The sequence below is a fragment of the Chloroflexaceae bacterium genome (assembly GCA_025057155.1).
In the GTDB taxonomy this organism is placed as follows: domain Bacteria; phylum Chloroflexota; class Chloroflexia; order Chloroflexales; family Chloroflexaceae; genus JACAEO01.
In genome coordinates this window covers 30,170-43,409 of record JANWYD010000026.1, presented here as the reverse complement: position 1 = coordinate 43,409, position 13,240 = coordinate 30,170, and the positions used below count along the sequence as shown (strand labels likewise).

General features: G+C 65.9%; 11 protein-coding genes and 1 CRISPR repeat array. Of the genes, 5 read left to right on the top strand and 6 right to left on the bottom strand.

Going from position 1 to position 13,240, the window contains the following annotated elements; all coding sequences use genetic code 11:
* Positions 1 to 79 precede the first annotated feature (79 nt).
* Positions 80 to 2,116: direct repeats of the CRISPR family, unit length 37 nt; unit sequence GTTTTAATCCCCTCGCGGGGATTGAGGTTATTCGGAC.
* Between the two features lie 332 nt (positions 2,117 to 2,448).
* The gene (locus NZU74_18865) at positions 2,449 to 3,336 is read right to left on the bottom strand and encodes a RibD family protein (protein MCS6883395.1); all 888 of its coding nucleotides are present in this window, start codon (positions 3,334 to 3,336) and stop codon (positions 2,449 to 2,451) included.
* On the bottom strand, positions 3,336 to 4,010 hold the full coding sequence (locus tag NZU74_18860; GenBank protein ID MCS6883394.1) for a phosphatidylserine decarboxylase: 675 nt from the start codon (positions 4,008 to 4,010) through the stop codon (positions 3,336 to 3,338). The genes NZU74_18865 and NZU74_18860 overlap by 1 nt, the downstream gene beginning before the upstream one ends.
* A gap of 198 nt (positions 4,011 to 4,208) precedes the next feature.
* Between NZU74_18860 and NZU74_18855 the strand changes: the two genes are divergently transcribed.
* The gene (locus NZU74_18855; GenBank protein MCS6883393.1) at positions 4,209 to 4,967 is read left to right on the top strand and encodes a hypothetical protein; all 759 of its coding nucleotides are present in this window, start codon (positions 4,209 to 4,211) and stop codon (positions 4,965 to 4,967) included.
* A 320-nt stretch (positions 4,968 to 5,287) separates the two neighbouring features.
* Complete coding sequence (hisF, locus tag NZU74_18850) at positions 5,288 to 6,064, top strand: imidazole glycerol phosphate synthase subunit HisF (protein MCS6883392.1); 777 nt, start codon at positions 5,288 to 5,290, stop codon at positions 6,062 to 6,064.
* Between the two features lie 93 nt (positions 6,065 to 6,157).
* On the opposite strand, the gene NZU74_18845 is transcribed toward hisF, so the two are convergent.
* The 3 genes from NZU74_18845 to NZU74_18835 are packed head-to-tail and all read right to left on the bottom strand — an operon-like array spanning position 6,158 to position 8,038.
* Positions 6,158 to 6,589, bottom strand: coding sequence for an ATP-binding protein (locus NZU74_18845; GenBank protein MCS6883391.1), 432 nt, complete (start codon positions 6,587 to 6,589; stop codon positions 6,158 to 6,160).
* A gap of 3 nt (positions 6,590 to 6,592) precedes the next feature.
* On the bottom strand, positions 6,593 to 6,943 hold the full coding sequence (locus NZU74_18840) for an STAS domain-containing protein (GenBank protein MCS6883390.1): 351 nt from the start codon (positions 6,941 to 6,943) through the stop codon (positions 6,593 to 6,595).
* A 3-nt stretch (positions 6,944 to 6,946) separates the two neighbouring features.
* A complete protein-coding gene (locus tag NZU74_18835; GenBank protein ID MCS6883389.1) occupies positions 6,947 to 8,038 on the bottom strand; it encodes a HEAT repeat domain-containing protein in 1,092 nt (363 codons plus the stop codon).
* A gap of 290 nt (positions 8,039 to 8,328) precedes the next feature.
* Here NZU74_18835 and NZU74_18830 point away from each other — a divergent pair, with 290 nt between their 5' ends.
* Positions 8,329 to 8,508, top strand: coding sequence for a hypothetical protein (locus tag NZU74_18830; protein ID MCS6883388.1), 180 nt, complete (start codon positions 8,329 to 8,331; stop codon positions 8,506 to 8,508).
* A gap of 68 nt (positions 8,509 to 8,576) precedes the next feature.
* On the top strand, positions 8,577 to 9,494 hold the full coding sequence (locus tag NZU74_18825) for a protein phosphatase 2C domain-containing protein (GenBank protein ID MCS6883387.1): 918 nt from the start codon (positions 8,577 to 8,579) through the stop codon (positions 9,492 to 9,494).
* Between the two features lie 56 nt (positions 9,495 to 9,550).
* On the opposite strand, the gene NZU74_18820 is transcribed toward NZU74_18825, so the two are convergent.
* A complete protein-coding gene (locus NZU74_18820; GenBank protein MCS6883386.1) occupies positions 9,551 to 11,020 on the bottom strand; it encodes an STAS domain-containing protein in 1,470 nt (489 codons plus the stop codon).
* 397 nt (positions 11,021 to 11,417) lie between these two features.
* Between NZU74_18820 and mutL the strand changes: the two genes are divergently transcribed.
* Complete coding sequence (mutL, locus tag NZU74_18815) at positions 11,418 to 13,229, top strand: DNA mismatch repair endonuclease MutL (GenBank protein MCS6883385.1); 1,812 nt, start codon at positions 11,418 to 11,420, stop codon at positions 13,227 to 13,229.
* Positions 13,230 to 13,240 lie beyond the last annotated feature (11 nt).

The window sequence follows — 13,240 nt, the reverse complement described above, 5'->3', positions numbered from 1 at the left end:
GCCAGACACTTCTAACCCCCGCTCTGGGTTTTATTCTTACCGCCCTTCACTCGAAGTCGATGGAGAATACGGATACGATGTTTTAATCCCCTCGCGGGGATTGAGGTTATTCGGACATACGGTAATCCGGTTTGATTTCCAATGCCCGCAATCTTCGTTTTAATCCCCTCGCGGGGATTGAGGTTATTCGGACGGCCTGCCGTTCCAGCTGACGGCGAAACAGATCCCGGTTTTAATCCCCTCGCGGGGATTGAGGTTATTCGGACTTTGCTGGCTAAGAAAATCACGCAGATACGAGTGTTGGAATGTTGGTTTTAATCCCCTCGCGGGGATTGAGGTTATTCGGACGTGGTCGCCTATATCCGGCGTGAGGTGCAGCGGGGCCGCGATGGGTTTTAATCCCCTCGCGGGGATTGAGGTTATTCGGACCGAGAGGGATTGGTTGACGGGGTCATTACCAATTTTCCGACGAGTTTTAATCCCCTCGCGGGGATTGAGGTTATTCGGACATATTAGCAATGGTGATGATGACGCTAGGACGTATGCGTTTTAATCCCCTCGCGGGGATTGAGGTTATTCGGACCGAGGACGTCGTGCTGTGCGAGGATTGTTTGGAAAAACTGTTTTAATCCCCTCGCGGGGATTGAGGTTATTCGGACTCAGTTCGAACCGCCCTGTTGACGTATCTTGAAAGGGTCGTTTTAATCCCCTCGCGGGGATTGAGGTTATTCGGACGTGATTGACATTCTGCTTTCTATCCCATATAAGACGGACAAGTTTTAATCCCCTCGCGGGGATTGAGGTTATTCGGACCGTGGTGGAGGTTGTGCTGCCGGTCAACCTTCTCGCCGCGTTTTAATCCCCTCGCGGGGATTGAGGTTATTCGGACCCAGCTCCCATCGGCAATCCCCGCCCGATACCGGATCGTGAGTTTTAATCCCCTCGCGGGGATTGAGGTTATTCGGACGCATATGAGGACAGGCTAGGCTCCGGGGAGAACCCTCAATACGTTTTAATCCCCTCGCGGGGATTGAGGTTATTCGGACAATGAGAATGGCGAAGTGTCGTTCGAGTTCGAGAGGTACGTTTTAATCCCCTCGCGGGGATTGAGGTTATTCGGACTTTTATATCCCGACGCCAACGCCGATACCTGTACCGGGTTTTAATCCCCTCGCGGGGATTGAGGTTATTCGGACTTGATACATGCAAGGAATGTAATGTCTCTTTCCCATATTGTTTTAATCCCCTCGCGGGGATTGAGGTTATTCGGACACGGATTTATTATTATCCCAATGGTGCGGCACCTGGATGTTTTAATCCCCTCGCGGGGATTGAGGTTATTCGGACCAGGTGATCTGGCCGTTGGTGTCGCTGAACGTCGGCGAGCGTTTTAATCCCCTCGCGGGGATTGAGGTTATTCGGACGCAGTTGTAATGTGCGCGCGCCGGGTTGGTTGCGTCCAAGTTTTAATCCCCTCGCGGGGATTGAGGTTATTCGGACAATGTCGTTCCCCCTTGGCGCCGGCTCGCCGTATTTTCTGTTTTAATCCCCTCGCGGGGATTGAGGTTATTCGGACTCTAGCGCGCCGAGCGAGACGGCTACGTCTCGCTCGGCGGTTTTAATCCCCTCGCGGGGATTGAGGTTATTCGGACTCATCTCGCAATGCGCCAGAATGATGCTGCTGGGTAATTAGTTTTAATCCCCTCGCGGGGATTGAGGTTATTCGGACGCTGACATAATTCCTCCACGCAATACGGCGCCGTTGTTCCAGTTTTAATCCCCTCGCGGGGATTGAGGTTATTCGGACACGAGATGCGTATGGGCCGCACCTTGTAGGCACGGAAGGATACGGTTTTAATCCCCTCGCGGGGATTGAGGTTATTCGGACACGAACTTGATTGTGTAGTAAATGATAGCAATCATGAGTTTTAATCCCCTCGCGGGGATTGAGGTTATTCGGACGCGAAGAAACGAGAGGACGAGGGAGAAGAGGAAGAGGGTTTTAATCCCCTCGCGGGGATTGAGGTTATTCGGACAGGCGAAAGCGGAATTCCCGCATGGTTCGTGGACGTTCTTCGTGTTTTAATCCCCTCGCGGGGATTGAGGTTATTCGGACATCGCGCGTCGCGAGGGCGTTGCTATGCGCTATTTCGGGCCTGTTGCGCGGTGTGCCGGTTTTGCCGCCAATCTGGCCCGCTTTTTAAGGTGCGCCGCGGGTGTCCGACGCGCTTCTGGCGCATCCTTATGCGGTCGCGCGGCATCCGCGCTTCTCCATCGCCCGGGTGTCGCCCTGTAGCTGAGGGCCGGCCATCTCGCTTCTGATGGCCCGTATTATACCACGCGCCTGTACCATAGTGGCGCTGGCCTGCGCGAGGGTCTGCGGCGCGGTAGGGGTTCGGATGTAATGCGCTGCGTCCTCGGCGCGCGACGCCGCCGGGTAGTCATGGTTCACTTCCCTGGCGGGGGCGGAACGGCGCTGAGGCGCGCCCGCTGGAACAGGTAGTCGCCGTGGCGCCGCAGGCTTACCAGGCGCAGGCGCGGCGCGGCTCCGGGGGCGAAGGCTACGCCCTCCACCAGCGAGGGGCGCGCGCGGGCCGGGGCCGCCCGGTTGCCGATGATCACCGGGCTGCTGGTGGTGAAGACTTCGTCTATCAGCCCGGCGGCGATTAATGCGCCGTAGATGTGGGCGCCCCCTTCGCTCAGCAGCGTCCGCACGCCCTGCTGCCGCAGGTGGCGAGCCAGGCCGGCCAGGTCCACCCGCTCGCCGGGGCTGATGTGGTAGCTGAGGTGGGGCAGGCCGTCCAGGACGGCGCGGGCGCGTTCCGCTCCGGCCGCGGTGGTGGCGATGAGCGTCTGCTGGCCCGGCACGCGCAATGCCGCCGCGCTGGCGGGCAGGTCGCCGCTGCCGGTGATGACTACGAAGAGCGGCAGCGGCGCGCGGCCCTCGATGGCGCGCAGGGCGTCGAAGGCCCCGCGGTCGGCGGGAAAGGGCGCCCAGTGCGTCCAGCGGTGGCGAAGGGCGGCGCGCAGGGTGCCGGCCCCGGTGAGGATGGCGTCGGCGCGGGAGCGTAGCAGGGCCATGAGCCAGGTGTCGTGGGGCGCGTTGAGGCTCACCGGCGCGCCGCTGGATTGCCCCGGCTCGTCGAAGGAGATGCGCCCGTCGTGCGAGACGACGAAGTTGGTGTAGATGTACGGGCGCTCGTCGGCGGGGTCGAGCAGGCGCCAGTCGCCGCCGTAGATGGCCCGAAACGCCTCCGGCAGACCGGGGCCAGAGGCGTCGTCATCGTCGAAGAGCAGGGTGTACGGCGCGCCGGGGCCGTGAAGGTCGAGGGTCATTACAGTGGGGCCGTCTCGCCGATGCGCGTCACTCCAGCGACCAGGCGCTGCCCGGGCGACAGCGTCAGGTGCAGCGCGTCGCGCTGCACGTAGAGATCGGCGCGCGCGCCGAAGCGTACCGTGCCCAGGCGCGCGCCGGCTTCGACCCGCTCGCCTGCCTGCACCCGGCATAGAATGCGCCGCCCTACCGGGCCGGCCACCAGCGCTACCAGGATTGGCCCCCATTCGGTGTCGAGTCCGATGTAGGCGCGGGTGTTGCGGTCGCCCGCCTCAGGGTCGCTCGCGGGCCGGTGCTCGCCGCTGATATGCTCCACCAGTCGCACTGTTCCCGCGAGCGGGCTGCGGCAAACCGGCACGTCGAACGGGGCGATCGCCACGGCGAGGCGCAGGCAGTCCGAGTGGATGAAACGGTGCTCGTACACCTCCTCCACGCGCGCGAGCACGCCGTCGGCGTGGGCAAACAGCGTTCCCGGTTCGTTAGGGGTCGTCCGCTCCGGGTCGCGGTAGAGGGCCGCAGCCAGCGCGGTCAGCGCCAGCGGCAGCGGGGCCAGGCGCGGGCGCAGGCCAAGGGCCAGGCCGGTGAGGCCGATCCCCAGGCCCAGGAGGGGGGTGGCCTCGGGGTCGAGCCCGGGGATGAGTGAATGGCGATCGCCGGAGACGGTCTGCTCTTCCATAGGCGGGCAGGATACGCAGATGCAGGACCTGCCGCGACGAACCGGTCGCCTCGCAGGGGCCCGGTGCGCTGGCGCGGAGGGACCCGAAACAGTGAATTCTTCCGGATTGTAGCATGGGCGCTGGCGCAGCGCAACCGGGCAGGGCGGGCGCTTCTGGTATAATGACAAAAGTGATAATTGCTCGCCCGGCACGATGACATGCGTAATCCGTTTCAGGCGCTCGGCGCGGCTCTGCGCGACCTCTTCGACGAGGTGTTCCTGCTGCTGGTCGGCAACCTGATCTGGGCGACGCTGAGCCTGCCGCTGTGGGCGCTCGCCCTGAGCGCCCTGGCGCAGGGAGCGCCGCTGGCGGCGTTGCTGGCCGGGGCGCTGGGAGTTCTGCCCGTCGGCCTGGCCAACGCCGGGCTGTTCTACGTCGCCTGCCGGGTGACCGATGGCCGCGCCACGAAGGTCGCCGATTTCTTCGCCGGGATGCGCCGCTATCTCCAGCCCGCGCTGCTGATCACCCTCATCGCTGCCGGCGGGGCGCTGCTGATCCTCTTCAATCTTGGCTTCTACCTGCGGATGAACTCCCTCCTGGGCGGCTTCCTCCTTGGCCTGTGGCTCTACCTGTCGTTGTTCTGGCTGGGCCTGACGCTCTACGCCTTCCCGTTGCTTATGCTCCAGGAGGTCCCCTCCCTGCGGCTCATCGGGCGCAATGCCCTGCTGCTGGCGCTTGGCCGCCCCATTTACACCTTCGTGACCCTCCTGCTGATGGGGGCGCTGCTGCTGATCAGTCTGATCCTGGTGGCGCCGCTGGCGCTGATCACCCCGGCCTTCCTGGCGCTCTGGGCCACCCGCGCCACCCGCGCGCTGATCGCCGATGCCCGCCGCCAGGGCGAGGAGGCCGGCGCCGGCGCAGCCGGCTCGCCTCCCGCCGAGGAAGGGGGGCGCGAAGGGCAAGCGCGGCCCAACTAGGGGGAAGGCGTGATGCCTGGATAGCAAGGATCTGGGAGGGCGAAGCCCTCCTGGAAACGCTCGTTCCTCGGTCTTTTGAAGGAGCGTGGGGAAACCTGGTTTTCCTGCTCCCTGCCTGCGGGGAGGCCACGCGGAGAAACGACAACCGGCGTCCAACCCGTGAACCAGAAAGCCTCCAATACGACAACGAGACTTCGTCTCGGCGGAAGTGGCGGGGGCTGCGCCCTTTCAAGCTTCCCCTACAACGAGAAGTCTCGTTATGTAGTACCAAAATCCAAAATCCAAAATCCGAAATCCAAAATAATATCAGGAGTAACACGATGCTCACGCGACGAATTATCCCCTGTCTTGACGTGAAGGCCGGGCGGGTGGTGAAGGGCGTTTCCTTCGTCAACCATCGCGACGCGGGCGACCCGGTGGCCCTGGCCGCGGCCTACGACGCCGCTGGAGCCGATGAACTGGTGTTCTACGACATTACGGCCTCCAGCGATGAACGGGCGATTATGGCGGACGTGGTCGAGCGGACCGCGTCGCAGGTCTTCATTCCTCTGACCGTCGGCGGCGGCCTGCGAACGGTCGAGGATATGTACCGCATGCTGCGCGCCGGGGCCGATAAGGTGTCTATCAATACCGCGGCGGTGCTCAACCCGCAGTTGATCGAAGAGGGCGCGAAGCGCTTCGGCAGCCAGTGCATCGTGCTCTCGGTGGACGCGCGGCGCGTCAGCGCCCCCGGCGAGCCGCCGCGCTGGGAGGTGTTTACCCATACCGGGGCCAATCCCCGGCCCACTGGCCTCGACGCGATTGAGTGGATCCGCCGCGGGGTGGACCTGGGCGCCGGGGAGATCTGCATCAACAGTATGGACGCCGACGGCCAGAAGACGGGCTACGATCTGGAATTGCTGCGGGCGGTGAGCGCGGCGGTCCCGGTGCCGGTGATCGCCTCCGGCGGCGTGGGCGGGCCTGAACACATGTATCAGGGCATTGCCGAAGGGCGCGCCGACGCGGTGCTGGCGGCCTCGATCTTCCACTTCGGCGAGTACACCATTGCCGAGGTGAAGCGCTACCTGCGCGAGCGGGGCGTCCCCGTGCGCGACTAGAGCGCTGACCGGAATAATCGATCCGCCGAGAACGCTGAGCCGTGCCGTACTCGGCATCAGAAGGCGGCAAAGGGGGCAAGGAGGCGTGGAACCTCAATGGCTGAGCGCCTCCGGCGGGGTGAGGCGCCTGGTCATTGTGAGCACGTTCCCGCTCTGGGGGTTGAAGTCGAAGCGCACTTCGTCCATGAGCCGGCTGATCAAGTAGAGGCCCAGACCGCCGGCCCGGCGCTCACCGAGCGGCGCGGAGAGATCGGGCGGGGGAATGCTGCCCGGATCGAACTGGCGCCCGAAGTCGCGCAGCGTGACGATAAAGCAGTCGCCCTCACGGCGCCAGGAGAGGGTCATCTCGCCGGGCGCATCGGGGGCATACGCGTGCTGGATGACATTGGTCGCCGCCTCGTCCACGGCGAGTTGCACCTGCCAGGCGACCTGCTCATCGAGGCCGGCGCGTTCGGCAGCATCGGCAATGAAGGCGCTGATGCGGGCCAGGGCCTCCAGCGTCGCGGGCAGCGTAATACTGTCCATAGCTCAGAAGGAACCGGCCGCTTCGACCGTATCGTCGTACAGCTCAAAGAGCGTGGTGAAGCCGGTCAGATCGAAGACCTCCTTGATCCGCGGCGGAAGATTGGCGATGCGGATGTCGCCGCCCTCCTCCTCGGCCAGGTTCCAGTCGCGGGCGCGCCGGCGCGCCTCCAGCAACACCCGCAGCCCGGCGCTGCTGATGGACTCCAGCTTCGCCAGATCGAGCACGATCCGGTTGCGCCCGGCGTCAAGCAGGGTATCAAGCTGGCGCTTGAACTGCGGCGCGGTCGCCGCGTCCACCCGCCCGGCGATCTCCAGCAGGTCCACCCGGTTCATCTGGCGGTGGGCGATCTCCATGCTTCAGACCATCAAGGGTTCGCTGGGGAAGCGGGAGGAGTTGAGCGGCAGCGTGGCGCGCACCTTGCGCAACTGCCGGAGGGACTCCACGGCGGCTTCGTGAACGCTGGCGTCAGGGTCCTCCACGGCGCGGGTAAGGGCCTTGAAGACCGACGAGGTGGCGGCGGCGGGGCCGATGCGTCCGAGGGCGCGGGCGGCGGCCTCGCGGGCGTAGGCGTCGCTGTCGCTGAGCAGGCTGACAAGGCGGGCGACCAGCGTGGGGGCCCCGGCGAGTTCGCCAAGCTGGCCGAGAGCCATGGCGGCGGCGGAGCGCACGAAGCTATCCTCGTCAACCAGACACTGGCCCAGGTAATCGATCAACTGCGGCGAAGCGATGCGGTCGCGCAGGGCGCCGAGCGTCCGCGCGGCGGCGTAGCGCGTCTCCAGGTCGCAGTCATAGAGGGCCACGCGGGTAAGGGCCTTGACCAGGGGCGTGGGAGGCGTGCCGGCGAACTGCCCGAGCATGCGCGCTGCGGCTGCACGCACATGTGAGGCGCTATCGCTCAGCCCGTCGTGCAATAACACCAGGTCGCTGGTGCTGAAATGGCCGTTGCGGCTCCGCAGGCTGCGGATGGTTTCGTAGCGCGACTGCCAGCTCGCGTCAACCAGGTCGCGCCGCAGGCGGGCGAACTCGCCGGGGGTGAAGCCATCAAGCTCGGCCAGCAGCGTCGTTCTGAACCATTCGTCGCGGGAGCTGTTGAGCCGCTGGCGGGCCAGGGTGATCACCTGAAGGCCGATGAAGAGCTGCTCAACGGCGGCGCGCATCTCCGGCCGGGTGCGCAACTCGCGCTCGATCAGGCGCGCGACCTGGTAGCGCATCTGCCCGGCACGCCGCACGATCAGATCGGCGCCCGGCCCGCGCGAGATCTCGGCCAGCGTCAGCACCGCGGCGATTGGCTCGTTCTGGTAGGCCTCGAGAAATGGCTCCAGAGTTCTCACGGCCAGGTAGGCCAGCAACGAGCCGGTGCCGGTGATGTGAATTTCCTGACGAGGATTGCGGGCGAAGGTGCTTAACCGCTCGGCGATGCGCGCGCGCCAGGCGTCCTGATCAAACATGGCTTCCTCGCGGGTGTGCTAGATCGGACCGATGACGCCCGATGAACGTTTTGTCATCCTGTGCGTGCGCAACATTATAGCATGCGCGTGCCCGGCTGGATGGAGGAGAATGGTTGCCTCTCGATTACAATACCGCATCAGCGCTGGCGGCGCCATCCTCCTATGGTACTATATGCCCAGAGGGTCTTTGAACGCGTCACCTGCTATCCGCCAGGGCCGATGCAGAGTCCGTCTCTAGCGGGAGGATCAGAGCGGCGCGGTCGCCCGATAGGCATGTTTTTCGTTATCCCATGACCAACCCGAACGACGCCGAAGAAAGCGTTCGCCGGGTGCGGCGCGGCTGCACCTTTGTGGCGCTGCTGTTCGTGGCCTTCGCCGTGCTCTATACCAGCGCAACGGGCAATCTGGCCTTTCTGCTGTTGCTAGCGGTGGCGGCGGCGATCCTGATCTTCGCTCGTCTGGTGCGCTGACGGCGCTTCGCGCGCCGCTGTGGTATACTCTCGCTACATATGCCGGCGGCTGGGAAAGGAGCGTTCCAATGAGAGTACGCTACAGCGCCCGCACCCATCCCGGCAAGCGGCGCGAGGTGAATCAGGACGCCTACGGCGTCAGGCAGTTCGGCGAGGCCACGCTGCTGGTGGTATGCGACGGGATGGGCGGTCACGCCGCGGGCGAAGTGGCGAGCGCCCGGGCGGTGGAGGCGATCATTGCGGCCTTCGATCCCGCCGCGCCTCCCGCCGAGGCGCTGCGCGCCGCCTTCGTCAGCGCCAACGCGCGCGTTTACGCCGAGGGGCACGGGGCCATGGGCACCACCGGCGTCGCCGCGTTGCTCGTCGCCAATCAGTTGTTCGTGGCGAACGTCGGCGATAGCCGTGCCTACCTGGTGCGCGAAGAGCAGATCCGCCAGATCTCCCGCGATCATTCCTTTGTCTCCGACCAGATCGCCGCCGGTCTGATCACCCCCGAAGAAGCGCGCGCCTCTCTGATACGCAATATCATCACCCGCGCCCTTGGCCATAGCGCCCGGGTGGAGGTGGACGTGTTTGTCCACCCTCTGCAGGCGGGCGATACGGTGGTGCTCTCAACCGATGGGCTGCACGGCCTGGTCAGCGATGAGGAGATCGCCGCTATTGCCGGCTTGCAGCCGCCGGATCAGGCGGCGCAGCAACTGGTGGAGCGGGCCAATGAACTTGGCGGCATTGACAATATCACCGTGGTAGTCGCCCAGATTGACGAACTGGACGGGCGCGCCGCCCGCGCCGAGCCGTCCGCCGCGATGGTGGTTGAGCCGCCCGCGCCGCCCCTCGAACGCCCACTCTCCCGCCTGGGGCTGGCTCTGGCTGCCCTGACCCTCCTCGTGCTCCTCGGCGTCGGCGGCATACTCTGGGCTATGCCGGTGGAACCGCCGCTGCCCGCGCCAGCCGCCAGTTCCACCCCTTCCACACCCACGCCCTGATACGATTTTGGATTTTGGATTGGGAAGCACCAAAATCCAAAATCCAAAATCCAAAATCAGAAATGCTTTCGCGCGAGTTGCCCGACCACGGCCTGCTCGAGGGTAGCGGCGGTCGGCGCCTCGCTCAGGGTTATGCCGCTGGCGATCAGCGCCTGGGCCGCGTCGGGTTGCACGCCCACCAGCACGCAGCGCGCGCCCAGCAGGGCGGCGGCGCGGATGCCCGTCAGCAGACCCCGGGCGCCCTCGGCGTCGAGCTGGATGACGCCGGTGATGTCGAGCATGACGGTCGAGGCGCGGCGGCTTTCGATGCCCTGCAGGAGCGCCTCGAGGAACTCGTGCGTCCGCGCGCCGTTCAACTCGCCGACCAGCGGCATCACCAGCACGCCGGGCAGCACCGGGATGAGCGGAAAGGAAAGGGCGCGCACCGTGGCGACCAGGCGCTTCTCCTGCTCCTGGGCGCGCTGGAGATCGGCCACCGTCGCGGCGAGGCGGGCGCGTTCGGTTTCAAGCAGGCTCTGGTAGCGCGCCGTCTCAGTTACGTCCCGAACGAGCGCCAGGGCGCCCTGGTATGCGCCGCGCGGGTCGCGGATCGGCACAACCACCACTTCGAGGTAATAGTCGGCGGTCCGCAGTCCAAAGGCGAGGCGCCCGTTGTCGGCCGCCTGATCCGCGAGCACGTCTCGGACCTGGGGACCGAGGCGCCTGTCAAGCGGCTCGCCAACCTGGAGCCCCAGGCGCCGGGCGCTGGGGTTGGCGAAGACGATTGCGCCGGAGGCGTCGGTAACCGCGATGGCCTCGCGCAGCGCGCCCAGAGCCACGTCGAGCGCGGCGCGCGTGGGTGAGAAGAGCCGCGTGCCCAGCGCCAGGTAGCCCAGCGTGGCGACCAGGGGGAAAGTCTGGATCTGGATGATCTGATTGGCGACAGGACCGATGCGCGGGGTGAGGCCGCCCATCACCAGCGAGAAGACGAAACACAGGGCCAGCAGAACGATCGCCGGCCGCGCCTGGCGATGCCGGCGATCAAAGAAGGTGAAGCCCAGCATGACCAGCAGCACAAGCTGGCCAATTGCTGCGAGCAAGATCAAAGCCGTCCCGACCGGGCGGGCGTACTTGATCCGGTAGACGTCCGCAAAGTAGACGCCCTCGATCACGAAGCCGAGCCTGGCGATGAAATCAACACTGATCGCGGCAGTGATGAGGACATAGGGCAGACTGATCCAGAAGATGGGACGTTGCAGCAAAGTGGGGCCTTCCCACCACTGCGGAACAAACAGCGCGCTGAGCAGCAGCGGCAACAGAGCGAAGTAACACCCCAGCATCACCGTGGACAGCCCCAGGCTCACGTAGGCCGCCGTGGGCGTGCCGGCCACATCGCGCAGGAGTGTGCCGCTGACCATGGCGATCAACACTATCGAAAAACCAATGAACAGGCGCGAGGCGAGCTGGTCGCGCGAGCGCACGGCAATCAGCGTGGCCAGCACGGTCTGGAAGATGATGATCGCAAGCGCAAGCAAGGCTGGCAGCATACCGGGTTCGCTATCCTCTCATGCCATTTCGGATTGTGGATTCTGGATTTGCGACTCCCATCTCTGGCGTTCTAATCAGACCTGGCGATGATATGCCTTCGGGCAGGGCAAGGGGGGAAGCCTGGTTTCCTCTGCCCTGCCAACATCACGAGAGAGAGCTGGCTCTCCCAGACCCTCCTACGCCATTCCCGTACAGTCTATCAACCGGCTATAACCAGGACGCAGCGGTGATTGCCATCTGGCGCAAACCTGCTACAATGCATCCGCAAGGATGTTCGTTTGCCGCAAGATGGGTGCGACTGGAGGGTACGGGAACCGACAGGGCATGTCCCGTCCCAATGCGCAAATGCGCGCGCATGTTCCGTCCGCCTCTGAAGGGGAACGAGGGAGGCTTGCCGTGCCGATCCGCGTGCTGGATGCGACGGTAGCGGCGCAGATCGCCGCCGGTGAGGTGGTCGAACGCCCGGCGTCGGTGGTGAAGGAACTGGTCGAGAACGCTCTGGACGCCGGGGCGCGGCGGATCAGCGTTGAGGCGCGGGGGGGCGGCCTGCGCGAGATCAAGGTGCTCGACGATGGCTGCGGCATTCCGGCTGCCGAGGTGGAACTGGCCTTCGAGCGCCACGCCACCAGCAAGCTCGGCAGCGCCGAGGATCTGTGGCGCATCACCACTCTGGGCTTTCGCGGCGAGGCCCTGCCCTCGATTGCCAGCGTCGCCCAGGTGATCTGCGTGACCCGCGCGGCCGGGGAGGAGCCTGGCGTCGAACTGCGCATCGCCGGAGGCGAATTGCAGGCGCGCCAGCCGCGGGGGTGCTCGGTGGGCACCAGCATCACCGTGCGCAACCTGTTCTACAACACCCCCGTGCGGCGCGAGTATCTGCGCTCCGAAGCCGTCGAGTTGAGCGCCATCAGCGCCGTGGTGCAGCAGTACGCCCTGGCCTACCCCGAGGTGCGCTTCAGCCTGCTGCTGGAGGGGCGCCTGGCGCTGCAAACCAGCGGCGACGGCGACCTGCGGGGGGTGGTGATCGAGTTGTACGGGCTGGACGTGGCCCGGCAACTGCTGCCCGTCGAGGCCGACGCCGGCGAGGACGAGCAGGCGGTGCGCGTCACGGGCCTGGTGTCGCCTCCGGGCCTGACTCGCGGTTCGCGCGGCTACCTGCACCTCTTCGTCAACCGGCGCGCCCTGCAACCGCGCGGCGCCCTTGCCGCGGTGGTGGAGGAGGCCTATCACACCCTGCTGATGAAGGGCCGCCATCCCCTGGCCATACTCGACATCCGCGTGCATCCCCTGGCGGTGGATGTCAATGTGCATCCCGCCAAGGGCGAGGTCAAGTTCCGCTACGCCCCGCGCGTCCTGGGCGTCGTTGGCCGCGCCGTGCGCGAGGCCCTGGTCGGCGGGGCCGAGGTTCCCGCCTGGAGCGGCGACGATGGGGGCCTGCAACGCCGCTTCGAGGTGCGCCAGGTCGGCATGCCTGCGCCGCGCGACGATGAAGGTCCGGCGTGGGGCGCGGGCGCCGCGGCCTGGGACCGCGAGCGCAGCCGCTGGGACGCAGGCGCGCCCGAGCTGCCGGGCCGGGCATCCGGCGCGCCGCCTGCCACGGCGCCGCTTGAACGCGCCGCGGCCCCGCCCGCGGCGCTGCCGCCGCTGCGCGTGGTGGGCCAGGTGGGGTTGAGCTACATTGTGGCCGAGGCCCCCGAAGGGATGTATCTGATTGACCAGCACGCCGCCCACGAGCGCATCACCTACGAGCGGCTGATGGCCCAGCACGCCCGGGGCGCGGTGGAGTCGCAGGCGTTGCTGCTGCCCCGCTCCGTGCCCATGGCCCCCGCGGCGGCGGCCCTGCTGCTGGGCAACGCCGAGCAACTGAGCAACTGGGGCTTCGCCCTCGACCCCTGGGGCGACGGGGTGCTGGTGCGCGCCGCCCCGGCCACCCTGCCTCTCGAGGATCTGCCCCGCGCCCTCCACGAACTCGCCGACCGCCTGGCCGGTCAGGGCGGCTCCACCCCCCTCGACTGGCGCGAGGCGGTGCTGATCACGCTCTCCTGTCACACCTCGGTGCGCGCCGGGCAGCCCCTGGCCCTCGAAGAGATGCGCCAGCTCCTACGCCAGCTCGAACAGTGCGCCAGCCCCCGCACCTGCCCCCATGGCCGCCCGACCATGATCCTGCTCACCCCCGCCCAGATCGAGCGCCAGTTCGGGCGCCGGGCGTGAGGGCTTCTACG